26 protein-coding genes and 1 tRNA gene are annotated in these 21,734 nt (G+C 68.0%); 15 read left to right on the plus strand and 12 right to left on the minus strand.

The window, feature by feature from the left end; genetic code table 11:
* Window positions 1–188: 188 nt before the first annotated feature.
* The 6 genes from flgA to BMY35_RS10655 all read left to right on the plus strand — a co-directional run bounded on the left by flgA (window position 189) and on the right by BMY35_RS10655 (window position 4,048).
* Window positions 189–920 carry a flagellar basal body P-ring formation chaperone FlgA gene (flgA, locus tag BMY35_RS10630; RefSeq protein WP_177213606.1) on the plus strand — a complete coding sequence of 244 codons (732 nt, stop codon included), beginning with the start codon at window positions 189–191 and terminating at the stop codon, window positions 918–920.
* Between the two features lie 86 nt (window positions 921–1,006).
* The gene (gene flgM / locus BMY35_RS10635; RefSeq protein WP_093197944.1) at window positions 1,007–1,315 is read left to right on the plus strand and encodes a flagellar biosynthesis anti-sigma factor FlgM; all 309 of its coding nucleotides are present in this window, start codon (window positions 1,007–1,009) and stop codon (window positions 1,313–1,315) included.
* Window positions 1,312–1,770, plus strand: a complete 459-nt coding sequence (locus tag BMY35_RS10640) for a flagella synthesis protein FlgN (protein WP_176947472.1) — start codon at window positions 1,312–1,314, stop codon at window positions 1,768–1,770. Before flgM ends, BMY35_RS10640 begins: the two co-directional genes overlap by 4 nt.
* Before the next feature lie 4 nt (window positions 1,771–1,774).
* Window positions 1,775–2,200 carry a YadA-like family protein gene (locus BMY35_RS10645; RefSeq protein ID WP_093197947.1) on the plus strand — a complete coding sequence of 142 codons (426 nt, stop codon included), beginning with the start codon at window positions 1,775–1,777 and terminating at the stop codon, window positions 2,198–2,200.
* A gap of 58 nt (window positions 2,201–2,258) precedes the next feature.
* A complete protein-coding gene (locus BMY35_RS10650) occupies window positions 2,259–3,077 on the plus strand; it encodes a winged helix-turn-helix transcriptional regulator (protein ID WP_218152984.1) in 819 nt (272 codons plus the stop codon).
* A gap of 182 nt (window positions 3,078–3,259) precedes the next feature.
* The gene (locus BMY35_RS10655) at window positions 3,260–4,048 is read left to right on the plus strand and encodes a 4'-phosphopantetheinyl transferase family protein (RefSeq protein WP_093197951.1); all 789 of its coding nucleotides are present in this window, start codon (window positions 3,260–3,262) and stop codon (window positions 4,046–4,048) included.
* A gap of 14 nt (window positions 4,049–4,062) precedes the next feature.
* On the opposite strand, the gene BMY35_RS10660 is transcribed toward BMY35_RS10655, so the two are convergent.
* The 3 genes from BMY35_RS10660 to serS form a co-directional block, all read right to left on the minus strand.
* Entirely contained in the window at window positions 4,063–4,854 is a 792-nt protein-coding gene (locus BMY35_RS10660) for a DUF7822 domain-containing protein (protein ID WP_093197955.1), read from the minus strand.
* Window positions 4,855–4,990: 136 nt separating this feature from the next.
* Window positions 4,991–5,080, minus strand: a tRNA-Ser gene (locus BMY35_RS10665).
* Between the two features lie 59 nt (window positions 5,081–5,139).
* On the minus strand, window positions 5,140–6,471 hold the full coding sequence (serS, locus tag BMY35_RS10670; RefSeq protein ID WP_093197958.1) for a serine--tRNA ligase: 1,332 nt from the start codon (window positions 6,469–6,471) through the stop codon (window positions 5,140–5,142).
* Window positions 6,472–6,531: 60 nt separating this feature from the next.
* Between serS and BMY35_RS10675 the strand changes: the two genes are divergently transcribed.
* Window positions 6,532–6,933 carry a VOC family protein gene (locus tag BMY35_RS10675; protein ID WP_093197961.1) on the plus strand — a complete coding sequence of 134 codons (402 nt, stop codon included), beginning with the start codon at window positions 6,532–6,534 and terminating at the stop codon, window positions 6,931–6,933.
* 7 nt (window positions 6,934–6,940) lie between these two features.
* Here the strand turns inward: BMY35_RS10675 and BMY35_RS10680 are convergent, their stop codons facing one another.
* The 3 genes from BMY35_RS10680 to BMY35_RS10690 are packed head-to-tail and all read right to left on the minus strand — an operon-like array spanning window position 6,941 to window position 9,320.
* Window positions 6,941–7,915 (minus strand): threonine/serine dehydratase, encoded by a 975-nt coding sequence (locus BMY35_RS10680; RefSeq protein ID WP_093197963.1) that lies wholly within the window; start codon window positions 7,913–7,915, stop codon window positions 6,941–6,943.
* Entirely contained in the window at window positions 7,912–8,880 is a 969-nt protein-coding gene (gene ispH / locus BMY35_RS10685; protein ID WP_093197966.1) for a 4-hydroxy-3-methylbut-2-enyl diphosphate reductase, read from the minus strand. The genes BMY35_RS10680 and ispH overlap by 4 nt, the downstream gene beginning before the upstream one ends.
* Window positions 8,877–9,320 carry an FKBP-type peptidyl-prolyl cis-trans isomerase gene (locus BMY35_RS10690; RefSeq protein ID WP_019656687.1) on the minus strand — a complete coding sequence of 148 codons (444 nt, stop codon included), beginning with the start codon at window positions 9,318–9,320 and terminating at the stop codon, window positions 8,877–8,879. Before BMY35_RS10690 ends, ispH begins: the two co-directional genes overlap by 4 nt.
* Window positions 9,321–9,427: 107 nt before the next feature.
* Between BMY35_RS10690 and radC the strand changes: the two genes are divergently transcribed.
* Both radC and BMY35_RS10700 read left to right on the plus strand, forming a co-directional pair.
* Entirely contained in the window at window positions 9,428–10,105 is a 678-nt protein-coding gene (gene radC, locus BMY35_RS10695; protein WP_093197968.1) for a RadC family protein, read from the plus strand.
* On the plus strand, window positions 10,105–10,761 hold the full coding sequence (locus BMY35_RS10700) for a Smr/MutS family protein (RefSeq protein WP_093197971.1): 657 nt from the start codon (window positions 10,105–10,107) through the stop codon (window positions 10,759–10,761). Before radC ends, BMY35_RS10700 begins: the two co-directional genes overlap by 1 nt.
* Window positions 10,762–10,775: 14 nt before the next feature.
* Here the strand turns inward: BMY35_RS10700 and BMY35_RS10705 are convergent, their stop codons facing one another.
* From BMY35_RS10705 to fabV, 3 genes are all read right to left on the minus strand, one after another.
* On the minus strand, window positions 10,776–11,999 hold the full coding sequence (locus BMY35_RS10705; protein ID WP_093197973.1) for an NAD(P)/FAD-dependent oxidoreductase: 1,224 nt from the start codon (window positions 11,997–11,999) through the stop codon (window positions 10,776–10,778).
* 154 nt (window positions 12,000–12,153) lie between these two features.
* A complete protein-coding gene (locus BMY35_RS10710) occupies window positions 12,154–12,573 on the minus strand; it encodes a group II truncated hemoglobin (protein ID WP_007839268.1) in 420 nt (139 codons plus the stop codon).
* Between the two features lie 27 nt (window positions 12,574–12,600).
* On the minus strand, window positions 12,601–13,797 hold the full coding sequence (fabV, locus tag BMY35_RS10715; protein ID WP_093197976.1) for an enoyl-ACP reductase FabV: 1,197 nt from the start codon (window positions 13,795–13,797) through the stop codon (window positions 12,601–12,603).
* A gap of 205 nt (window positions 13,798–14,002) precedes the next feature.
* Between fabV and BMY35_RS10720 the strand changes: the two genes are divergently transcribed.
* The 5 genes from BMY35_RS10720 to BMY35_RS10740 all read left to right on the plus strand — a co-directional run bounded on the left by BMY35_RS10720 (window position 14,003) and on the right by BMY35_RS10740 (window position 18,163).
* The gene (locus BMY35_RS10720) at window positions 14,003–14,833 is read left to right on the plus strand and encodes an ABC transporter substrate-binding protein (protein WP_093197978.1); all 831 of its coding nucleotides are present in this window, start codon (window positions 14,003–14,005) and stop codon (window positions 14,831–14,833) included.
* Between the two features lie 169 nt (window positions 14,834–15,002).
* Window positions 15,003–15,698: an amino acid ABC transporter permease gene (locus tag BMY35_RS10725; protein ID WP_093197981.1), complete on the plus strand. Its 696-nt coding sequence runs from the start codon at window positions 15,003–15,005 to the stop codon at window positions 15,696–15,698.
* A gap of 16 nt (window positions 15,699–15,714) precedes the next feature.
* Window positions 15,715–16,425 carry an amino acid ABC transporter permease gene (locus tag BMY35_RS10730; protein WP_093197983.1) on the plus strand — a complete coding sequence of 237 codons (711 nt, stop codon included), beginning with the start codon at window positions 15,715–15,717 and terminating at the stop codon, window positions 16,423–16,425.
* Window positions 16,422–17,165, plus strand: coding sequence for an amino acid ABC transporter ATP-binding protein (locus tag BMY35_RS10735; RefSeq protein ID WP_093197986.1), 744 nt, complete (start codon window positions 16,422–16,424; stop codon window positions 17,163–17,165). Before BMY35_RS10730 ends, BMY35_RS10735 begins: the two co-directional genes overlap by 4 nt.
* Window positions 17,162–18,163, plus strand: a complete 1,002-nt coding sequence (locus BMY35_RS10740) for an isopenicillin N synthase family dioxygenase (protein WP_093197988.1) — start codon at window positions 17,162–17,164, stop codon at window positions 18,161–18,163. Before BMY35_RS10735 ends, BMY35_RS10740 begins: the two co-directional genes overlap by 4 nt.
* On the opposite strand, the gene BMY35_RS10745 is transcribed toward BMY35_RS10740, so the two are convergent.
* The 3 genes from BMY35_RS10745 to BMY35_RS10755 all read right to left on the minus strand — a co-directional run bounded on the left by BMY35_RS10745 (window position 18,106) and on the right by BMY35_RS10755 (window position 20,528).
* Window positions 18,106–18,429 carry a hypothetical protein gene (locus BMY35_RS10745; protein ID WP_093197991.1) on the minus strand — a complete coding sequence of 108 codons (324 nt, stop codon included), beginning with the start codon at window positions 18,427–18,429 and terminating at the stop codon, window positions 18,106–18,108. The genes BMY35_RS10740 and BMY35_RS10745 overlap by 58 nt on opposite strands.
* A complete protein-coding gene (locus BMY35_RS10750; protein WP_093197994.1) occupies window positions 18,426–19,118 on the minus strand; it encodes an HAD family hydrolase in 693 nt (230 codons plus the stop codon). The genes BMY35_RS10745 and BMY35_RS10750 overlap by 4 nt, the downstream gene beginning before the upstream one ends.
* 69 nt (window positions 19,119–19,187) lie before the next feature.
* A complete protein-coding gene (locus BMY35_RS10755; protein WP_093197997.1) occupies window positions 19,188–20,528 on the minus strand; it encodes an MFS transporter in 1,341 nt (446 codons plus the stop codon).
* A 180-nt stretch (window positions 20,529–20,708) separates the two neighbouring features.
* On the opposite strand from BMY35_RS10755, the gene cyoA reads away from it, so the two are divergent.
* Complete coding sequence (cyoA, locus tag BMY35_RS10760) at window positions 20,709–21,734, plus strand: ubiquinol oxidase subunit II (RefSeq protein WP_093197999.1); 1,026 nt, start codon at window positions 20,709–20,711, stop codon at window positions 21,732–21,734.

A 21,734-nucleotide genomic window follows, 5' to 3' on the forward strand; every position in this document is an offset into this window, starting at 1 on the left:
GCGACAGATGGAAAGCGAGTCTATGCACGGGGCGCGTTTGCAATCGTCCGAACAAAGGGGGTTTTCGCCTGCTGCTCGCACCTTCGCCCGGCCGATGGATTCCTAGAATTTCCGTGCGGCGCCGTGCCTTCCTCCCGCGTGGCGCACCGCGATCCAGGCCCTCTCTTCCACACATATCCGACGACCCGATGACCTCTTGCGAGCTTCGCGATCACGCCCTGCGCACCGTGCTGCCGGTGCTTGCGGCCATGGCGTGCGCGGCATCCGCGTCGGCGTTCGCCGCCGGCACCGCCCACGGCGCCGACCGCGCCGACAACGCCGGCGCGGTCATCGAGAAATACCTGCAGCAGCAGACGAACGGACTGCCGGGCAAGGTGACGATCAGCCTCGAGGGACGCGGCACTTCCGCGCTGCCTGGGTGCGAAGCGCCCGAAGCCTTCCTGCCGTCCGGCGCGAAGCCCTGGGGGCGGGTGTCGGTGGGCGTTCGCTGCCAGTCGGAGCGGCCGTGGACGCGCTTCGTGCAGGCGCACGTGGCGGTGGAAGGCAGCTATTTCGTGGCCGCGCGCGCGATCGACGCGGGCCGGCCGCTGGGCGCGGGCGATGTCGCCGAGCGCACCGGCGATCTCACGCGGCTGCCGCGCTCGGTCATCACCAGCTCGGCCGAGCTGGCCGGCGTGGTCACGGTCAACCGCGTGGCGCCCGGGGCGCCGCTGCGCAAGGAGCTGGTGCGCGGCGTCACCGTGATCCAGCAGGGGCAGGCGGTGAAGGTCGTGGCCCAGGGCCAGGGCTTCGTCGTCAGCACCGAGGCCAAGGCCATGACCGGGGCGACCGTGGGGGCCGTCGTGCAGGCCAAGACCCGCGACGGGCGGCTGGTCAGCGGCGTGGCGGACGAAGAGGGACAGATCCAGCTGGCGCAGTGAAGCCAGGCACCCGTACATGCCCGCCATTCATTCCTAAAGTTCTTGCGCCGGCTGCCGATATACGGGTCAGCCCCTGAGGAATCACCTTGAAAATCGATCCCCCCGCCCCTTCGGCCAAGCCCATTACCCGAGCGCCCGCGGCCAACTCGGCCCAGGTGAGCGGCGCCGACGCCGCCCAGCGCGCCAAGGAAGCTGCGCCGGCCTCCGCGCAGGTTCACTCGCTGCCCGGCGCCACCGGTGCCGCCGCCGCGGACTTCGACGCGGCCCGCGTGGCGGCGATCCGCGAGGACATCCGTGCCGGGCGCTACCAGGTCCGCCCCGAGCGCATCGCCGACGGCCTGCTGGCGAGCGTGCGCGACCTGCTCGGCCCGAACCGCGAGGGCGGCAACGAATGAAACCGAGCCTGCTGGGCCATCTGCGCACCGAAACCGCCTGCATCGAGGAATTCCTGTCGGTGCTGGACCAGGAGGCGCTGGCGATGTCCGACCGCGCATTCACCGACCTGGCGTCAATTGCCACCCGGAAGACCGTGCTGCTGGAACGCATGGCCGAGCTGGACGCGCAGCGCGAGGCCCTGCAGGCGACGCTGGGCTTCGGCCCCGGCCGCGCGGGTGCCGATGCGGCCGCCGCGGCCGGCGGCGCGGAGGTCGAACGGGTCTGGCAGACGCTGCTGCAGGTCGCCGGACAGGCAAGGGAGCACAACCTGCGCAACGGCTCGATGGTCTACGCGCACCTCGATTTCACCCAGCAGGCGCTGCATTTCCTGCAGGCCAGCGCGCAGCTGTTCTACGGACCGGACGGCGTGCGCAAGACACAGGCGGGCTCAGGCAACCGCCTCGCGGCGGGCTGATCGCGTGCGGGCCGGGCTGCTGGTCGCGCTGTGGCTGTGCGCCACCGCCCTGCACGGCGTGGCGGGCGCGGCCGACGGCGTGCTGGTCGCGAACGTGGCGCCGGGCGCGCTGCCGGGCGACGCGATCAACCTCGGACAACTCGACCAGACCAGGGCCGCGCTGCGCGACGTGGAGCGCGTCGCGTACTCGGGCACCGCAATGGCCGCAGCCATGACGGCTGCGTATGTGCCTGCGCTGCAGCCGGGCGAAAAGGCCATCGGCCTGGCCGTCGGCAGCTACAAGGGCTACGCCGCGGCGAGCCTGGGCTTCAGGACCATGTCGGACGACGGGCAGATGGCCTGGGGCATGACCGTCGCCAATGCGGGGCGGGACTGGGGCTTCAACGCCGGCATCGGCTGGAAGCTCCCCCGCTCCCGGGACGAGCGCTGAGGCAGCCAGCCGGAATCGCAAACACCATCACGATCACCCACACATGGAAGCTCCCGACATGGACAACGATGCTCACGGCGACTCGCGACAGGTGGCCATGGTGGGCTGCGACGACGCCCAGGGCCGGGCATGGGGCCAGAAGCTGCGGCTGATGGGCTGCACGCCGGTCCCGTTCGACAGCAGCGCCGACTTCCTTCGCGCCGCGACGCGGGGCCACCACTTCGACCTGCTGCTGGTCGTGCTGAAGGACGAAGGCGCGTGGCCGGTGCTCACGGCCATGTGCAAGGCGCTGCGCATGCCGATCTTCCTGGTCGCCAACGCCATGCAGCGCGACCTGCTGGCCGAGGTGCTGTCGACCACCGATCCCGAGTCGCGGGGCGCCGGCATCGACTTCGCGGTGCTGCCGGTCGACGACTTCGAGGTGGGGCTTCGCGTGCGCGAGGCGCTGCGGCGCAACGAGACCGTGCTGAACACGCAGGCGGTGAGCGCGATGTTCGGCGACTACCGCTTCATCGGCAGCCGCAAGGTGGTGGCGCGCAAGGGCGAGGAAGTGCGCCTGAAGCCGCGCGAGTTCGAGCTGGCGCTGCTGCTGTTCCGCAACGCCGACCGGCTGCTGGAGCGCGAATGGCTGCTGGGCTCGCTGTGGACGGATTCGCGCATCGAGCGCAAGAGCCGCGTGCTCGACTGCTGCGTGGCGAACGTGCGCCGCAAGCTGTCGCTGCACAAGGGGAATGAATTCGTCCTGCACTCGGTGTACGGGCGCGGCTACGAGCTTCGCCATGTGACGGCAGCGGCGCTGGCTGGGCCGGTGGACGACTCCGGTTTTCCGGACACGTCGAACGAGCCGCTCTGGCTGGGGGAAGCTGCCCGCGCATGACTTGATTCGATGCGGGGCAGGAGAAAACGTGACGATCGCCGGCCTCGAGGAACCGCCAACATCGAAGGGGCGGGTGCCTGGGTCAGGCCACCTCTACCAACGCCGGCGGACCGTCCCCTCCAGTATCGGCGGCCAAACTTAAGCCGGGCTGAATATCGCCGGGGCAGGCCAGAATCCGGTGCATGCAACTGCAGATCGACCCGCACCAGGTGCACCTCTGGCACCTGTACGTTCCGGAACAGGACGACGCCGCCTGCGAGGAGGCCACCATGGCCCTGCTGACGCCCGAGGAACGCGGGAAGCACGGACGCTTTCACTTCGCCCGGGACCGGCGCAGATACCTGATGACGCGAGGGCTGATCCGCACGCTTCTCTCGCGCTACGCGCCCATTGCGCCCCGGGACTGGGAATTCGAGAACAACGCCTACGGCCGGCCGGCCATCGCCAATGCGCTGCCGCAGGCGCAGCGCCTGCGTTTCAACATCTCGCACAGCGCCTCGCTGGTGGTGGCGGCGCTGACGGTGGAGCGCGAGGTGGGCGTGGATGTCGAGCACACGGGGAGAAACGCGCCGCTGGAGATCGCCGAGCATTTCTTCTCCGCCAAGGAAGCGGAAGCCCTGAGGCAGCTCCCCGCCGGGCTGCAGCCGGCGCGCTTCTGGGATCTGTGGACACTCAAGGAAAGCTATATCAAGGCGCGCGGCATGGGCCTGTCGATTCCGCTGGACCGCTTCTCCTTCGGCCTCGACGAGGGCGACGGCACCGCCATCGCCTTCAGGCACGACCTGGCTGACGATTCCACGGGGCGCTGGCGGTTCTGGCGCATGCAGCCGGACGAGGCGCATGCCGTGGCCCTGTGCCTCGAACGGACGGCAGTCGAAGACGTGCGGTTCGTGTGCTTCAGGGCGACGCCGCTGCTTGCGTCGGTCGAGGAATTCGAAGGCACGGTGACGCGGCAGTCACCAGGCAGCTGACGAGCGCCTGCGGCTCAGCGCTCGTCGCGATGCGCCTCGAATTCGGCGCGATTCCACAAGTCGAAATACAGCACATCCGACCACTGAAGGCCGAGCGGGTGCTTCGTGGCGCCGTTGCGGGTGCTGTCGCAGTCGTCGTCGAGGCGAAGTCCGAAGAAGGCGTCGAGCGGGGCCGGGCACTTCTGCGCGATCGCCTTTTTCAGCTGCCGGCCCGCTTCGGCAATGTCGGCCGGCAGGGCGTCGAGGGCGGCGCCCACATGGCGGCACCGCGCGATCTCCGCCTCCACGCAGGCGAGCAACGCGTCTTCCGTCTCCTCGGACATGGTGTCGAGCTCGACCGTCTCCAGCAGCAGGTAGCGGTCGCGGTGGGCTTCGAGGAACGCGATCGTCTCGTCCAGCCAGACCGGGAGTTGGACCGGGGCCGCCGGCGGCGCGGCCAGTGTGGCTGCCTTCCTGCCGGGCGAGATCAGTTCCTTGAAGCGGCCCAGGAGGGACTGCGGCTGCCTGCCGGTCTCCGGGGCCTCCAGAAGCAGCGGCCGAACGATGTCGATGAAGCGCCGCACACGCTCGAAGCCGGGATCGAAGGAACTGCTGATCGCGTGCAGCCTGGTCTTGCTCCCCGGCTCGTCGCTGTCGAAGCCGTCCGACACCAGCGAGGCACACGGCTGCGGATCGCCCGACATGAGCAGCCGGAACATGAACGGCACGTCGTATGGCCATTCGGACAGGCCCGAGATGGTTTCCGGGCGGTCGGCATAGGAAACAGGCCTGTTGCCGAGGCTGTAGAGGTAGGAACGGTTGGCCAACTGGAACTCCCCTTTTTTGTACGCCCGCCCTCGACCGGGCGAGGCGCGGTGCATTCTAGGAGGCCGGCTGGCGGCCTCCGGGAGGCTGCCGTGGGTGAGCTGCGGGCAAAAAAATAGCCCCTTGCGGGGCCATTCTTGGAGGAGAGGGAGGGATTCGAACCCTCGGTACTATCGCTAGTACGCCTGATTTCGAGTCAGGTACATTCGACCACTCTGCCACCTCTCCGGTGCTGTCGAGCCTACGATTCTAGCAGACAAAAAGCCGGGTTTTGAAGCCCCGGCCGATCAGACCTTCAAAACTTCGAGGCCGCCGAGGTACGGACGCAACGCGGCGGGCACGTTGATCGAGCCGTCTTCGTTCTGGTGGTTCTCGAGCACGGCCACGAGCGTACGGCCCACCGCCAGGCCGGAGCCGTTGAGGGTGTGCACGAGTTCGTTCTTGCCCTGCGCGTTCTTGAAACGGGCCTGCAGGCGGCGCGCCTGGAAGGCTTCGCAGTTCGAGACCGAGCTGATCTCGCGGTAGGTGTCCTGCGCCGGCAGCCAGACTTCGAGGTCGTAGGTCTTGGTGGAGCCGAAGCCCATGTCGCCGGTACACAGCAGCACGACACGGTAAGGCAACTCCAGTGCCTGCAGCACGACCTCGGCGTGGCCGGTCATCTGCTCGAGCGCGTCGTAGCTCTTCTCGGGGTGAACGATCTGCACCATCTCGACCTTGTCGAACTGGTGCTGGCGGATCATGCCGCGCGTGTCGCGGCCCGCGCTGCCGGCTTCGGAACGGAAGCACGGCGTGTGGGCGGTGAGCCTGATCGGCAGCTGCGCCTCGGGCACCACCTCGTCGCGCACGAAATTCGTCAGCGGCACTTCGCTGGTCGGGATGAGGTACAGCGCCGAATGGTCGGGCGCGGGTTCGCCGTCCTGGCCGCCCTTCTTCGCGGCGAACAGGTCGCCTTCGAACTTGGGCAGCTGGCCGGTGCCGCTCAGGGTGGCGGCGTTGACGATGTAGGGCACGTAGCACTCGCTGTAGCCGTGCTTCTCGGTCTGGATGTCGAGCATGAACTGCGCGAGCGCGCGGTGCAGGCGGGCGATGGGGCCCTTCATGACGGTGAAGCGCGAGCCCGCGAGCTTGGCGCCCGTCTCGAAATCGAGGCCCAGCGGCGCGCCGAGGTCGACGTGGTCCTTGGGCGCGAAGCCCAGCGGCGTGGCGCTGGCGCCTGCACCGCCCTTGGGAGCCCAGCGGCGCATCTCGACGTTGCCGGTCTCGTCCTCGCCGACCGGCACGCTGGCGTGCGGCAGGTTGGGCACGGCGAGCAGCAGCGCGTGCAGCTCGGGCTGGATCTCCTCGAGCCGCTTCGATTGCGATTCCTGCTCGGCCTTCAGCGCGTTGACCTCGGCCATCAGCGCGTCGGTCGATTCGCCCTTGGCCTTGAGCGGGCCGATCTGCTTGTTCAGCGAGTTGCGGCGCGCCTGGATTTCCTCGGTGCGGGTCTGCAGCGTCTTGCGTTCGGCTTCGAGCGAGGTGAATGCCGAAACGTCGAGGTACGGCTGGTTCTTCTTGCGTTTTTCGAGGCTGGCCACTGCGGAGGCCAAGTCTTTGCGGAGCAGGGTGATGTCAAGCATGGGGGGATTTTAGGTGGGCGTAGCATCGTCGCCCCGCCAACCCACCTCGAAGGGAAAACGATGGAAGCCTATCTGACATTCAACGGCAATGCCGCCGAAGCGCTTGCCTTCTACGCCAAGGCGCTGGGAGGCAAGGTCGCCTTCAGCATGACCTTCGGCGAAAGCCCCGCCGGCGCCCAGACGCCGCCCGCCTACAAGGACAAGATCATGCACGCCACACTCGAGGCCCGCGGCCACAAGCTGATGGCCTCCGATGCACCGCCCGAGTGGCCCTTCGAGGGCTACAAGGGCTTTTCCCTCTCGGTGCAGGCCGACAACGTGGACGAAGGCAGGAAGCTGTTCGACGCGCTGGCCGAAGGCGGCAAGGTGACGATGCCCTATGGCCCGCAGTTCTGGGCAACCGGCTTCGGCATGCTCACCGACAAGTTCGGCGTCGCGTGGATGGTGAACTGCGAGAAGTAAGGGGTTTTCAGGCGACCGTCGCGGGATCGACGTTCGCCCCGCAGACGATCAGGCACACCTTCTCTCCCGCGCGCGGCACGTAGGCGCCGGTCTGCAGCGCCGCCAGCGGCAGCGCGGCGGCCGGCTCCACCGCCAGCTTCAGTTCCTTCCAGAGCCATTGCCGGGCTGCGCGGATGGCGTCGTCGGACAGCAGCAGCGCATCCTGCACCTGCTGCTGCGTGATCTCCCAGGCGATGGCGCCGATGCGGCGCGCGCCGAGCGAATCGGCGGCGATGCCGCCCACTTCCACATCGACCGGCTCGCCGGCCTCGCGGGCGCGGAACAGCGTGGGCGCCTTCTCGGGCTCCAGCGCCACGACGCGGGCGCGCTTCTCGAACCAGCCGGCGAGGCCGCCGATCAGGCCGCCGCCGCCCACGCTCACCAGCACGGCATCGGGCAGGCCGCCCTGCTTTTCGATCTCGCGGCCCAGCGTGCCGGCGCCGGCCACCACTTCGGGCTGGTCGTAGGCGTGGGTGAGCAAGGCGCCCGATTCCTTCTGGCGCGCAAGGCAGGCGGCCAGCGCATCGGGGTAAAGCTCGCCGACCACGACCACCTCGGCGCCCAGTGCACGCAGCCGTGCGCGCTTGGCTTCGGGGGACACGCCCGGCAGGAACACCTGGCAGGGCACGCCCAGCGCCTGCGCCGCGGCAGCCGTCGCAATGCCCGCATTGCCGCCCGAGGCCACGACCACGCCGCTCGGCGGGATCTCGTTGGCCAGCAGGCGGTTCATCATGCCGCGCGCCTTGAAGCTGCCGCTGACCTGCATGTGCTCGAGCTTGAGCCAGATCTCGGCGCCCGGCGCATCGACGCCGAAGGCCGCCGCCGGCAGCTTCCACAGCGGGGTTTCGCGCAGGAAGTGGCGGGCGCGCTCGCCCAGCCTTTGCGATGCGCTATCTATTTCGGAGCGCCAATCGACGGCGGGGGCGGTTTGCGTATTGCTCAAGAGATGTGTCCAGGAGGCGGAATGTCGTCGAGTTTGAGGCCCTTGGGCAGCGGGAATTTGATGGTTTCCTCGATGCCGTCCATCTTGCGGACCGACACGGCGCCGAATGCGCGCACCTGGTCGATCACGTCACGCACCAGCACCTCGGGCGCCGAGGCGCCCGCGGTGATGCCGATGCGCGTCTTGCCCTCGAACCACGCGGGCTGGAGTTCGGCGGCCGAATCGACCATGTAGCTCTCGGTGCCCAGGCGCTGCGCCAATTCGCGCAGCCGGTTGCTGTTGGAGCTGGTGGGGCTGCCGACCACGATCACGAGATCGACCTGCGGGCTCATGATCTTCACCGCGTCCTGGCGGTTCTGGGTGGCGTAGCAGATGTCCTGCTGCTTGGGCTCGCGCACCTTGGGAAAGCGCATGCGCACGGCCGCGGCGATGTCGGCGGCGTCGTCCACGCTCAGCGTGGTCTGCGTGACCACGGCGAGCTTGTCGGTCTGCGCCGGGGCGACCTTTGCAACGTCTTCCACGTCTTCCACCAGGTGGATGCCGCTGGAGAGCTGGCCCATCGTGCCCTCGACCTCGGGGTGCCCCTTGTGGCCGATCATGATGAACTCGTAGCCTTCCTTCGCGAGCTTGGCGACCTCGACGTGCACCTTGGTCACCAGCGGGCAGGTGGCGTCGAAGATCGAGAAGCCGCGGTCGCGCGCCTCCTGCTCCACCGCCTTGCTCACGCCGTGCGCGCTGAACACCAGCGTGGCGCCGGGCGGCACGTCGGAGAGTTCCTCGATGAAGATCGCGCCCTTGGCCTTGAGCTCGTTCACCACGTAGGTGTTGTGCACGATCTCGTGGCGCACGTAGATGGGTGCGCCGAACTTGGCGATGGCGCGCTCGACGATCTCGATGGCGCGGTCCACGCCCGCGCAGAAGCCGCGCGGCTCGGCCAGGATGACTTCGGAGATTCCAGGGTTCATAGCACGCCGATGAGCTTCACTTCGAAGGTCACGGGCTGGCCCGCGAGCGGGTGGTTGAAGTCGAAGCGCACCGCGGTGTCGTTCGATTCGATGACCGCGCCCGCGTAGCTGCCCGTGCCGTCGGGCGTGGGGAACTGCACCACGTCGCCCACGGCGTACTGCTCGTCGGGGTCGCCCATCTGCGCGAGCAGCTTCCTGGCCACCCACTGCTGCATGTCGGGATTGCGCTCGCCGAAGGCCTCGCCGGCGGGCAGCTCGAAGGTGGCGTGCGTGCCCTCCTCCAGGCCCATCAGGCGCTGCTCCATGGCGGGAGAAAGCTCGCCGGTGCCCAGCGACAGGGTCGCAGGCTTGTCGGCGAAAGTGTTGATGATGTCGCCCGCCGGCCCGGCCAGCCGGTAGTGCAGGGTGAGAAAGGAGCCGGAATTCACGACTTGGGACATGGAGCAGCGGAGGTGGGCAAAGACAGGGAGGTGTCCCGATAAACTGAGCCTCATTTTAAGGACCGGGGCTTCCACCCGGCTCCGCCAAGGTTTCACCCCGGGGTTTCATGTCTTTCAAGGATCTCCCTCTCGACGCCCGCCCGCGCGAAAAACTCATCTCGCGCGGCGCCTCCGCGCTGGCAGACGCCGAGCTGCTGGCCCTGCTGCTGCGCACCGGCGTGGCGGGCAAGAACGTGCTGCAGCTCGCGCAGCAGCTGCTCGAGCGCTTCGGCGGCCTTTCGGGGTTGCTGCACACCGGCGCCGAAGACCTCAAGTCGGTCAAGGGCATGGGCGGCAGCGCCAAGCGCTCCGAACTCATCGCGGTGCTCGAGCTGGCGCGCCGCGCCATGGGCGAGAAGCTGCGCGAGCGCGCGGTGTTCGATTCGCCCGACGCGGTCAAGCAATACCTTCAGCTGCACATCGGCACGCGCCCCTACGAGGTGTTCGCGGTGGTGTTCCTCGACGTGCGGCACCGCATGATCGCGCTGGAGGAAATGTTCCGCGGCACGCTCACGCAGACCAGCGTCTATCCGCGGGAAGTGGTCACGCGCGCCATCCACCACCAGGCTGCGGCCGTGGTGCTGGCGCACAACCACCCGAGCGGCAGCATCGAGCCCTCGCGCGCCGACGAGTCGCTCACGCAGACGCTGCGCGCCGCGCTGGCCCTGGTTGACGTGCGCGTGCTCGACCACATCATCGTGAGCACCGGGCAGAGCTTCTCGATGGCCGAGAGGGGGCTGCTCTGATGGCCGTGCGCGCTCCCTCCATCAAGAATCTCGCCGACCTCAAGCAGGTGCAGCGCGTGCTCGCCGAAACCCGCGAGCGCGAGGCCGCGGAGGCGGCGGCCAAGGCGCAGGCCGAACGCAAACGCGCGGCCGAGAAAGACCTGTTCGCCCGCGCCATCGGTGCCACCGAGCCGCTGCGCCGCAAGGCCGTGGTGCCGCTCGCGCCGGAGCCGCCCGCGCCCATCCCGGTGCAGCACCAGCTCGACGAGCAGCGCGTGCTGCGCGAATCGCTTTCCGACGAGTTCGACGTGACCACGCTGCTCGACGTGGACGACGCCATGAGCTTCCGCCGCCCCGGCATCGGAACCGACGTCACCGCGCGGTTGCGCAAGGGCGACTGGGCGATCCAGGCGCAGGTCGACCTGCACGGGCTGCGCAGCGACGAGGCGCGCGAGACCCTGGGCGGCTTCATCCGCAACGCCTACAAGCAGGGCCTGCGCTGCGTGCGCGTGGTGCACGGCAAGGGACTGGGTTCGCCCGGCAAGCAGCCGGTGCTGAAGACCAAGACCCAGCGCTGGCTGATCCAGAAGAACGAGGTGATCGCCTTCGTGCAGGCCAAGCCGGCCGAGGGCGGAGCCGGGGCGCTGGTGGTGCTGCTGGCGCCCGCGCGGCGCTGAGCAGCTTCGTCAGCTCAGGCCAGCAGGTTCTTCAGCGGAACGGACGCATCCGCCACCGCCGCCGCATCGGGGCTGCGGCCCGCTTCGAGCAGCTTGCGGCTCATCATGTGGTCGACCGGTGCGTTCACCGATTCCACGCACACGAGCTGGCCGTCGACGTAGTGGAACAGCGAGAACGCTTCGGGCTTCGGACCCGCGCGTCGCACGCTGCTCAGACCCGGTGTTCCTTCGGCGGGCATCAGGCCCACCATCTGCAGGCGCATGCTGCCCTGGTCGGACCAGAACCACGCGACCGCGTCGTGTGCGCGTGCCTCGCCGGTCAGCGTGGCGACCGCCGTGCGCGCCTGGTCGTTGGCGTTCTGCACCGATTCGAGCCGCAGCGCGCGGCCCGCGCGGCGATCGGGAAAGCGCGTGCAGTCGCCCACCGCAAGCACGCCGGCCGCGCTGGTCTGCATGTGGCCATCGACCACGATGCCGTCCGCGCACTCGATGCCCGCGGCTTGCGCGAGCGCGGTCTCGGGCACAGCGCCGATGCCCAGCAGCAGCAGGTCGACCGGCTGCTTCTCGCCGTTGACCTGCAGCGACACCAGCCGGTCGCCTTCGACCTCGAACGCGCCGGTCTGCGCGCCGAGCACGATGTCGATGCCCGCCGCGCGATGCGTGGCCAGCACGTGCGCCGACAGCTCGGGCGACACGGCGCGCCCCAGCAGGCGCGGCGCGCTCTCGATGACCTGCACCGTCTTGCCGAGCGCCTTGGCGGTGGCCGCCACTTCGAGCCCGATGAAGCCGCCGCCGAGCACCGTGACCTTCTCCGCCGCCGCGAGCCGCGTGCGCAGGCGATGCGCCTCGTCGGCCGCACGCAGGCTGGCGACGTTCTCCAGGCCGGGCTTCAGGTCGGGCATCTGGCGCGCGCGCGTACCGGTGGCCAGCACCAGCTGCTCCCACGGCAGGATCGCGCCGGAACGCAGCGTGACGGTGTGCGCCTCGCGGTCGATGGCCACGGCCGCATCGCCCAGGTGCAGCGTGATGCCCGCCTCGCGATACCAGTCGGCGGCCTTGTGCGGCTGCGTCGTTTCCTCGGCGCTCTTCAGGAAGGCCTTGGACAGCGGGGGGCGGTGATACGGCTCGCAGGCCTCCTCGCAGACCAGGTGCACGCGCGCGCCCTGCCCGGCTTCAGCGAGGCCGGCGCAAAGCTGGGCCGCGGCGTGGCCGCCGCCGATGATGACGATGGAATTCATGGAAAGGTCCTTCGAGTCAATGTCTATTCAGTTCGCTGACGGTCCCGCCCTGTTCGCGGAACACCGCGGAACCGGCTTTGCCGAGCCGCAGGTGTTGCCCCCCGGCAGGGGGTTGGCGCGGCGACACGAAGTGCGCGCAGCCTGGGGGCGAGCCTTATTCACCGCGGTTGCGCATCCAGTCGGCGGTCTTGAAGAAGGAGTCGCGAAGGCGTGCGCGCAGGTCTTCCGGCACGCCCGTCTCGCCCATCGCCTGGTCCATGCAGGCCAGCCACTGGTCGCGTTCCTTGATGCCGATGGTGTGGCCGCCGATGCTCTGCGGCAGGTGGCGCGCGCGCAGCATCGGGTGGCCGAAGCGATCGGTGTAGTGCTGCGGCCCGCCCAGCCAGCCGCAGAGGAACCAGAACAGGCGCTGGCGTGCATTGTCGAGGCTGGTGCCGTGCACCGCGCGCAGTTGCGCGTAGGCGGGCTCGAGGTCCATCAGGTCGTAGAAGCGCTCGACCAGCGCCTCCACTTTCGGCTCGCCGCCGATCCAGTCGAAGGGCGTGCCGGCGGGCGGCTTTTCTTGAATCTGCATGGGCGGAAGTATCCCCTCAGGCGCCTGCTAGAGCTGCACGAGGCCGGGAATGCCCACATCGGGGTTCACGTCGGCCTCGTAGTCCACGCCCTCCACGGCGAAGCCGAAGAGCCGCAGGAACTCGGCCTTGTAGCCGGCGAAATCGGTGAGCTCGCCGAGGTTGGCGTCGGTCACCTGCGGCCAGAGTTCCAGCACCCGCGACTGCACCTGCGGCGCCAGCTCCTTGTAGTCGGCGCGCAGGCGGCCTTCCTCGTCGATGTGCGGCGTGCCGCCGTAGAGGCTCTCAGCGTAGAGCCCGTGCACCTGCTCGATGCAGCCCTCGTGCGTGCCCTCTTCCTTCATCACCTTGAAGAGCAGCGACAGGTACAGAGGCATCATCGGAATCGCCGAGCTGGCCTGCGTGACCACCGCTTTCAGCACCGACACGCGCGCGTCGCCGCCCTTGGGCGCGAGCTGCGCGCGGATGCCCAGCACCTTCTGGTCGAGGTCCTTCTTGGCCTCGCCGATGGAGCCGTTCCAGTAGATGTCGTGCGTGATCTTCTCGCCCAGGTAGGTGAAGGCCGTGGTCTTGGCGCCATCGGCCAGCACGCCGGCCTGCTGCAGCGCGTCGATCCACATCTGCCAGTCTTCGCCGCCCATCACGGCCACGGTGTTGTCGATTTCCTCCTGCGTGGCGGGCTCGAGCACCGATTCCTTCACGGTCCCGCTGTCGGTGTCGAGGCCGCGCAAGGTCACCGCCTTGCCCACGGGCTTGAGCACCGAGTTGAAGACCTGGCCGCTCTTCGGATGCGTGCGCCGCGGCGCGGCCAGGCTGTAGACGACGAGGTCGACCTGCCCCAGGTCGGCGCGGATGGTGTCGATGACCTGCTGCTTCATCGCGTCGGAGAAACCGTCGCCGTTGATGCTCTTCGCATAGCGGCCTTCGGCGTGTGCTGCGCGCTCGAAGGCGGCGGTGTTGTACCAGCCGGGCGAGCCGGGCTTGGTCTCGGTGCCGGCGCGCTCCATGAACACGCCCAGCGTGTCGGCGCCGCAGCCGAAGGCGGCCGTGATGCGTGCCGCGAGGCCGTAGCCTGTCGATGCGCCGATCACCAGCACCTTCTTCGGGCCGCCTTCGATGGCAGGCTTTGCCTTGACGTATTCGATCTGCTGGCGGACGTTGGCTTCGCAGCCGGCGGGATGGGTGGTGACGCAGATGAAGCCGCGCACGCGGGGTTTGATGATCATGAGGATCTCGCTCGAAGAGATGCTGGAGGGAGGCGGGAAGGACCGGGAGAAAGGCGCTCGAAGCGCGTTTTTTGCGCCGCGAATTTAACCCAGCCCGAAAAAGCGGCCTTCAGCTTAACCATATGCATATGTCGATTGACGATTTAATAATCAGGGGTTTTATTGATATGGTCTCGCCCCTCTGCTTTCCACCAAGGAGAAGAACATGCGCATGAACCTGATTGCAGCCGCGGCCCTCGCCGCCTCCACTTTCCTGCTCGGCACCGCCGCACACGCGGACCAGCTGGCCGACATCAAGAAGAAGGGCGAACTGGTCGTCGGCGTGCTCGGCACGGACGAGCCCGCGACCTTCGTCGACCCCAAGACCCGCCAGATCGTCGGCTACGAGGTGGACCTGGTGAACGCCATCGCGAAGAAGATCGGCGTGAAGCCGGTGCTCAAGCAGATCGCCGTGGCCGCGCGCATTCCCGAGCTGCAGCAGGGCCACGTGGACCTGGTGGCCGCCGGCCTCACGCACAACAAGGAGCGCGAGGCGCAGATCGATTTCTCGCTCACCACCTTCGTGACGGGCCAGAAGGCCATCGTGAAGAAGGACAGCGGCATCTCCGAAGTGCCGCAGCTCGCCGGCAAGAAGGTGCTGACCATCCGCGGCGGCACGCAGGAGCCGAACATCCGCAAGGCCGTGCCCAACGTCGAGGTCGTGACCTTCGACACGAGCCAGCAGGCCTTCCAGGCCCTGCAGCAGGGCAAGGGCGTGGGCTACGTGGACGACGAGGCGGCGCTGCTGCGCAGCTACGCCAAGCTGGGCCCGCAGAAGGCGCAGTACGTGGTGCTCAAGCAGAACCTGAGCACCGAGGCACTGGCCATCGGCATCAAGAAAGGCGAGAGCGGCCTGAAGGCCGTGGTGGACGACACGCTGCGCGATCTCGAGAAGTCGGGCGAAGCGCAGAAGATCTTCATCAAGTGGTACGGCCCCGACACGGCATCAGGCTTCCAGTCGCGCGACTTCAAGCTCGAGAGCGACAAGATCGACTGAGCCAGGTCTCGAGCCTTTCTCCTTCCCCCGCTGGGGGAAGGCCGGGATGGGGGCAAGCGGCCTTCGCATGAGCGCCGCGTCTTTCCAGGCGCCGCCGTGCCCCTACCCCAACCCTCCCCAGCGGGGGAGGGAGCCAAGCCCTCTCGCGGCGGTGATACTGTCGCCCCCCATGCCCCTGTTCGACTATTCCTTGCTGCTGACCGGCAAGTACCACGACATGCTTGTCGCGGGCCTGCTGCTGTCGCTGCAGCTGCTCGCGGCCTCGCTGGTGCTGGCGCTGCCCATCGCGCTGGTGGTGGCGCTGCTGCGGCTGTCGCCCTTCGCCCCGCTGCGCTGGCTCGGCTTTGCTTACGTGGAGTCGATCCGCAACATCCCGCTGCTCGCGCACATGCTCTTCTGGTATTTCGGCGCGCCCGAGCTGCTGCCTGAGGACATCAAGCAGTGGCTCTACGCGGGGCACATCGAGGCCTACAGCGCCATCATCGCGCTCGCGCTGTACACGGCGGCCTTCATGGCGGAAGACATCCGAAGCGGCATCCGCGCGATTCCCACCGTGCAGTTCGAGGCCGGCCGCGCGATGGGCTTCAGCTACCTCGCCACCATGCGCCGCGTGGTGCTGCCGCAGGCGCTGCGCGTGACCATCCCGCCGCTCATCTCGCAGACGCTGAGCCTGTGGAAGAACACCTCCATCGCCACCGTGATCGGCGTGGCCGAGCTGATGTACCAGGCCGGCCAGGTCGAGAGCGCGACCTTCCGCAGCTTCGAGTCCTTCGCGTTCGCGAGCGCGGCCTACCTCACGGTGTCGCTGGCGATCACGGGGCTGGCGAGTTGGTATCACCACCGGTATCCGGTGCGGACGATCTGAGGAAGGCGACGGCGCGATGCTTCAGATCATCAACGACTACTGGGTCTACTTTCTCATCGGGCAGTACCCGAACGGCCCGCTTGGCGGGCTGATGCTCACGCTGCTGCTGGCCTCCTGCGGGCTGGTGCTGGCGCTGCCGCTGGGCATCGTGCTCGGGCTGGCGCGCGTGAGCCCGTGGCGCTGGCTGCGCTGGCCGGTCACGGGCTTCGTGTTCGTGGTGCGCGGACTGCCGCTGCTGATGGTGATCTTCTGGGCCTACTTCTTCCTGCCCAGCGTCACCGGCGTGAAGACCGACCAGTTCACCACCATGCTGATCGCGCTGGTGGTGTTCGACGCGGCTTACCTCGCCGAGATCGTGCGCGCCGGCATCCAGGGCCTGCCGCGCGGGCAGATGGAAACCGCCCGCGCGCTGGGCCTGGGCTACGGCGCCGCGATGCGCCTCGTGGTGCTGCCGCAGGCGCTGCGCAGCATGCTGCCCTCGCTGGTGAACCAGTTCGTCTCGACCATCAAGGAGACCTCGCTGGGCTACATCATCGGGCTGGCCGAGGTGTCGTTCATCGCGACGCAGATCAACACGCAGGTGTTCACCAAGCCCGCGCAGATCTACCTGATCCTGGGCGGCACGTATTTCATCCTGTGCTTCGGCCTCTCGCGCTTCGCCTACTGGCTCGAACGCCGGCTCGCGCGCCGCGGCATCTCCACCGCCGCCACCAAGGTGTCTGCATGATCGAACTCGAAAAAGTCAACAAGTGGTACGGCAGCTACCACGCGCTGGTCGACGTGACCGAGACCATCCACAAGGGCGAGGTCGTCGTGGTGTGCGGGCCCTCGGGCTCGGGCAAGTCGACGCTGATCCGCACCTTCAACCGGCTGGAGCCGATCCAGTCGGGCCGCATCGTGGTGAACGGCCAGGACATCCATGCGCCGGGCCTGGACGTGAACGAATTCCGCTCGCGCATCGGCTTCGTGTTCCAGCAGTTCAACCTGTTCCCGCATCTCACGGTGCTGCAGAACTGCACGATGGCACCGATGCAGCTGCGCGGCCTCACGCGCAAGCAGGCCGACGAGCGCGCGATGGCGCTGCTGAACCGCGTCGGCCTGTCGAACAAGGCCAACGCCTGGCCCGGCGAACTGTCGGGCGGCCAGCAGCAGCGCGTGGCGATCGCCCGCGCGCTCGCGATGCAGCCGCCGCTGATGCTGTTCGACGAGCCCACCAGCGCGCTCGACCCCGAGATGGTCGGCGAGGTGCTGCTGGTGATGCGCGACCTCACGCGCGACGGCATGACCATGGTCTGCGTAACGCACGAGATGGGCTTCGCGCGCGAGGTGGCCGACCGCGTGCTCTTCATGGACGAAGGCAAGGTGCTGGAGCGCGCCACGCCCGACGACTTCTTCAACCGGCCGCAACATCCGCGCGCGCAGCAGTTCCTGGCCGACATCCGCTCCCCCTTCGCGAGAGACGCATGACCGACTCATCCCTCCCCCTCATCGACGTTTCCGCGCTCGTCGCAGGCACCGCCGGGCGCGATGCCGTCGCCGCGCAGATCGGCGCCGCCTGCCGCGCGCACGGCTTCTTCTACGTGACCGGCCACGGCGTCGACGCCGCGCTGGTGAAGCGGCTCGAAGACCTGAGCCACCGCTTCTTCGATCTGCCCGAAGAAACCAAGATGCGGTGGCGCATGGCCCTCGGCGGTCGCGCCTGGCGCGGCTTCTTCCCGCTCGGCGGCGAGCTGACCTCGGGCCGGCCCGACTGGAAGGAAGGCCTGTATCTCGGCTCCGAGCTGCCCGCCACGCATCCACTGGTGCAGGCGAAGACGCCGGTGCACGGGCCGAACCTGTTCCCCGACGTGCCGGGCTTTCGCGAGACCATCCTCGACTACATGGAAGCCGTCACGCAGTTGGGCCACCGGCTGATGGAGGGCATCGCGCTGAGCCTCGGCCTGGAGGCCGGCTACTTCGCCGCGCGCTACACGGCCGACCCGCTGATCCTGTTCCGCCTCTTCAACTACCCGTCGCAACCGGTGCCCGAAGGCCTCGACGTGCAGTGGGGCGTGGGCGAGCACACCGACTACGGGCTGCTGACGATCCTGCACCAGGACCACATCGGCGGCCTCGCGGTGCACACGCCCGATGGATGGATCGACGCACCGCCGGTGGCGGGCTCCTTCGTCTGCAACATCGGCGACATGCTCGACCGCATGACCGGCGGGCTCTACAAGTCGACGCCGCACCGCGTGAAGCGCAACACCTCGGGGCACGACCGGCTGTCGTTCCCCCTCTTCTTCGATCCGAACTTCGAGGCGCGCGTTCAGCGCATCGAAGGTCTAGCGGGCGCGGAGGCACGAGACGACAGCGCCGAGCGCTGGGACCGCGCCAACGTGCACGCCTTCAGCGGGCGCTACGGCGACTACCTGCTTGCGAAGGTGTCGAAGGTTTTTCCGCAGTTGCGCGACGAGGTGCTCTGAGCGGTGGGCGCCGGCTCGTCGAGGAAGGCGTCTTCCCAGCGTTCGATCTCGGCGTCGGGATCGGAGATGGGCACCAGCTTGTCGCTGCGGCAGTAGAAGGTCCAGCCCTCGAACAGCACGTCGTAGTAGGTGCCGGGCAGGTAGCGCTCGCTGGGCGCTTCGTAGGGTGCGGAGACCACCTCCACGATCCGGCCCACGGCACGCTCCGTGAAGGGCGACGCCAGGCAGCTGTCGACCACGTGGCAGAGCGTGCCGATCTTGATCATGCGGATTGCGCGTTGCGCGCCGGCTGCAGAGGAAACCAGCGCGGCAGGTGCGCCAGCGCGTCGTGCAGCGAATCGAGCACATGGAACGCCCGATCGAGAATGGATGCAGGCGGATGCTTCAGGTCGGGCACGACCACCACCCGCAGGCCGGCAGCGAGCGCCGCCTTGGCGCCGTTCTCGCTGTCCTCGAAGGCGATGCATTCGGCCGGGTCCACGCCGAGACGCTCGGCCGCGAGCAGGTAGAGCGCCGGATCGGGCTTGGCGCGCACAACCTCGTCGCCGCCCGCGAAGGCCGAGAAGTGGTCCAGCACGCCGAGGCTGCCGAGGCAGGACTGGATCTGCACGCTGGTCGACGACGAAGCCACGGCGCAGCGCGTGCCGCGCTCGCGCAGCGCCGCCAGGATCTCGGCTGCGCCGGGCTTGATGGGGAACAGCGGCGTGCCGTCTGAGCGCTCCAGCTGCAGGCGCTGGCGCACGAGGTCTACTGCGTGGCTGTACGCGTCGGGCCCACCCAGCAGCGAGGCGAGGATCTGCTCGGACTCGGCGGTGGCCAGCCCCACCACCTGCATGTACTGGCTGTGCGAAAGCTCGATGCCGAGCGTGCGGGCGACATCGATCCAGGCAGCCATGATGGGGCGCTCCGAGTCGATCAGCAGCCCGTCCATGTCGAAGATTGCGGCGGCGAACATCGGGGCATCCTAATGAAAAACGAAAAGGGGCCTGCGCGGCCCCTTTTTTCTTTCCTGTACGAAGAGACCTCAGTCCCGCGCCAGCGCCCGGTTGAGCCCCAGCGCCGCCAGCGTGGCGATCGCACCCGACAGCAGGTACACGCTCACATAGGCCAGGCCGAAGTGGGCAGAGAGGCCGAGCGCGACCAGCGGAGCGAAGGCCGCGCCGATCAGCCAGGCCACGTCGGCCGTGAGCGCCGCACCGACGTAGCGGTACTTGGGCGCGAAGTTGGAGGTCACCGCGCCGGCTGCCTGGCCGTACGAGAGGCCCAGGATCACGAAGCCCAGCAGGATGAAGATGTCCTGGCCGACGCGGCCGCCGTCGAGCAGCGTGGGGGCGAAGCCGCTGAAAGCGGCGATCACCGCGGCCAGGCCGCCCAGCGTGAAGCGGCGGCCGATGCGGTCGGCCAGCAGGCCCGAGGCCACGATGCCGGCGGCGCCGAAGGCCGCGCCGATCATCTGGATCACCAGGAACTCGGTGACCGACTGGTCGGAGTACAGCGTGATCCACGACAGCGGGAACACCGTGATCAGGTGGAACAGCGCGTAGCTGGCCAGCGCGGCGAACGCACCGATCAGGATGTTGCTGCCCTGGGAGCTGACCAGCTCGGTGACGCTGGTGGGTTCCAGTTCGCGCTCTTCGAGCAGGCGCGAGTATTCGTCGGTGGCCACGAGGCGCAGGCGGGCGAAGAGCGCCACCACGTTGATCGCGAAGGCCACGTAGAAGGAATAGCGCCAGCCCCAGTCGAGGAAGTCTTCCGACGGCAGGCTGGAATACAGGTAGGCGAAAAGCGCGCTGGCAATGAAGAAGCCGATGGGAGCGCCCAGCTGGCCCAGCATGGCGTACCAGCCGCGGCGGTTGGCCGGCGCGTTCAGCGCCAGCAGCGACGGCAGGCCGTCCCACGAGCCGCCCAGCGCCAGGCCCTGGCCGAAACGGAACACAGACAGCAGCACGATGGCCGTGAAGCCCAGGCTCGAATAGCCCGGCAGGAAGGCGATGCCGGCGGTGGAGGTGCCAAGCACGAAGAGCGCCAGCGTGAGCTTGGCTTCCCGCCCGAAACGTCGCTGGATCATCATCGAGATGACAGTTCCGAACGGACGCGCGATGAAGGCGAACGAGAAGATCAGGAACGAATAGAGAACGCCCTCGAGGTGCTGCTCGAACGGGAAGAAGACCGCCGGGAACACCAGCACCGAGGCGATGCCGTAGACGAAGAAGTCGAAATATTCGGAGGCGCGACCGATGACCACACCGACCGCGATCTCGCCGGGGGCGATGTGCGAGTGGTCGTCGCCCTGCCGGGCGCCGCCGTGATCGGCCGGATTCGGCAGCGGCTGTGCGCCTTGCGAAATGATGCTGGACGTCGTCATTGCTTGCTGTAATTCAGGTGTAACGCCGCGGCGCGACACCATAAGACCATGGGAGACCCCAGAGCGTCGCACCGAATCACATTTACCGCCATAGGACAAAACGTCCAATAGGCGAAACCCGTCATCGGGCGTAGATTGTGGGGTCTTTTTGCGTCGCCCCTGCACCTCTTTTCCCCCGGCATGCACATCCTCAAGAACCTTCGCCGAGCACTCCTGCTGCTCTCCGCCATGCTCCTGGCGGGCTGCAACACGGTGCTGATGAACCCCTCCGGCGACATCGCCCATCAGCAGGGACGCCTCATCGTCGTCTCCACCGTGCTGATGCTGATCATCATCATTCCGGTGATCGGCCTGACCATCTTCTTTGCCTGGCGCTATCGCCAGTCCAACAAGGAAGCCACCTACAGCCCCGACTGGGACCACTCCACCCAGCTCGAGCTGGCGATCTGGGCGGCGCCGCTGCTCATCATCATCGCGCTGGGCGCCATCACCTGGATCAGCACCCACGTGCTCGACCCCTACCAGCCGCTGCGCCGCCTCGACGCCCAGCGCCCGATCCCGGCGGAAACCAAGCCGCTGACGGTGGAAGTGGTGGCCCTCGACTGGAAGTGGCTCTTCATCTACCCCGAGCAGGGCATCGCCACGGTGAACGAACTGGCCGCCCCGGTCGACCGTCCGATCACCTTCAAGATCACGGCCTCCTCGGTCATGAACTCCTTCTTCATTCCCGCGCTGGCCGGCCAGATCTATGCCATGCCGGGCATGGAAACCAAGCTGCACGCCGTCATCAACAAGCCGGGCGAGTTCGAAGGCTTCTCCGCCAACTACAGCGGCGCCGGCTTCTCGGGCATGCGCTTCAAGTTCCACGGCCTGAGCAACGAAGGCTTCGACCAGTGGGTGCAGAAGGTCAAGACCGGCAAGGACGGCGAACTCTCGCGCGACCTCTACAAGAAGCTCGAAGTGCCGAGCGAGCGCGAGCCCGTGCGCCACTACCCCACCGTTGCCTCCGACCTGTACGACGCGATCCTCAACCAGTGCGTGGACCGCAACAAGATGTGCATGAAGGAAATGATGGCCATCGACGCCAGCGGCGGCATGGGCAAGCCCGGCGCCTTCAACGTCGCCACCAAGCAGGCATGGGACGTCGACTCCCTCGATACGCCCAAGCGCAAGTACGTCACCGCGATGTGCACCACCGAAGAATAA

The sequence above is a fragment of the Variovorax sp. YR750 genome (genome assembly GCF_900109805.1).
Classification (GTDB): Bacteria; Pseudomonadota; Gammaproteobacteria; order Burkholderiales; family Burkholderiaceae_C; genus Variovorax; species Variovorax gossypii.

Coding starts and splice junctions, on each gene's coding strand:
- flgA (WP_177213606.1), top strand. CDS start 189: ATGACCTCTTGCGAGCTTCGCGATCACGCCCTGCGCACCGTGCTGCCG.
- BMY35_RS10640 (WP_176947472.1), top strand. CDS start 1,312: ATGAAACCGAGCCTGCTGGGCCATCTGCGCACCGAAACCGCCTGCATC.
- BMY35_RS10650 (WP_218152984.1), top strand. CDS start 2,259: ATGGACAACGATGCTCACGGCGACTCGCGACAGGTGGCCATGGTGGGC.
- BMY35_RS10655 (WP_093197951.1), top strand. CDS start 3,260: ATGCAACTGCAGATCGACCCGCACCAGGTGCACCTCTGGCACCTGTAC.
- serS (WP_093197958.1), bottom strand. CDS start 6,471: ATGCTTGACATCACCCTGCTCCGCAAAGACTTGGCCTCCGCAGTGGCC.
- BMY35_RS10675 (WP_093197961.1), top strand. CDS start 6,532: ATGGAAGCCTATCTGACATTCAACGGCAATGCCGCCGAAGCGCTTGCC.
- ispH (WP_093197966.1), bottom strand. CDS start 8,880: ATGAACCCTGGAATCTCCGAAGTCATCCTGGCCGAGCCGCGCGGCTTC.
- BMY35_RS10690 (WP_019656687.1), bottom strand. CDS start 9,320: ATGTCCCAAGTCGTGAATTCCGGCTCCTTTCTCACCCTGCACTACCGG.
- radC (WP_093197968.1), top strand. CDS start 9,428: ATGTCTTTCAAGGATCTCCCTCTCGACGCCCGCCCGCGCGAAAAACTC.
- BMY35_RS10700 (WP_093197971.1), top strand. CDS start 10,105: ATGGCCGTGCGCGCTCCCTCCATCAAGAATCTCGCCGACCTCAAGCAG.
- BMY35_RS10705 (WP_093197973.1), bottom strand. CDS start 11,999: ATGAATTCCATCGTCATCATCGGCGGCGGCCACGCCGCGGCCCAGCTT.
- BMY35_RS10710 (WP_007839268.1), bottom strand. CDS start 12,573: ATGCAGATTCAAGAAAAGCCGCCCGCCGGCACGCCCTTCGACTGGATC.
- fabV (WP_093197976.1), bottom strand. CDS start 13,797: ATGATCATCAAACCCCGCGTGCGCGGCTTCATCTGCGTCACCACCCAT.
- BMY35_RS10720 (WP_093197978.1), top strand. CDS start 14,003: ATGCGCATGAACCTGATTGCAGCCGCGGCCCTCGCCGCCTCCACTTTC.
- BMY35_RS10725 (WP_093197981.1), top strand. CDS start 15,003: ATGCCCCTGTTCGACTATTCCTTGCTGCTGACCGGCAAGTACCACGAC.
- BMY35_RS10730 (WP_093197983.1), top strand. CDS start 15,715: ATGCTTCAGATCATCAACGACTACTGGGTCTACTTTCTCATCGGGCAG.
- BMY35_RS10735 (WP_093197986.1), top strand. CDS start 16,422: ATGATCGAACTCGAAAAAGTCAACAAGTGGTACGGCAGCTACCACGCG.
- BMY35_RS10740 (WP_093197988.1), top strand. CDS start 17,162: ATGACCGACTCATCCCTCCCCCTCATCGACGTTTCCGCGCTCGTCGCA.
- BMY35_RS10745 (WP_093197991.1), bottom strand. CDS start 18,429: ATGATCAAGATCGGCACGCTCTGCCACGTGGTCGACAGCTGCCTGGCG.
- BMY35_RS10750 (WP_093197994.1), bottom strand. CDS start 19,118: ATGTTCGCCGCCGCAATCTTCGACATGGACGGGCTGCTGATCGACTCG.
- BMY35_RS10755 (WP_093197997.1), bottom strand. CDS start 20,528: ATGACGACGTCCAGCATCATTTCGCAAGGCGCACAGCCGCTGCCGAAT.
- cyoA (WP_093197999.1), top strand. CDS start 20,709: ATGCACATCCTCAAGAACCTTCGCCGAGCACTCCTGCTGCTCTCCGCC.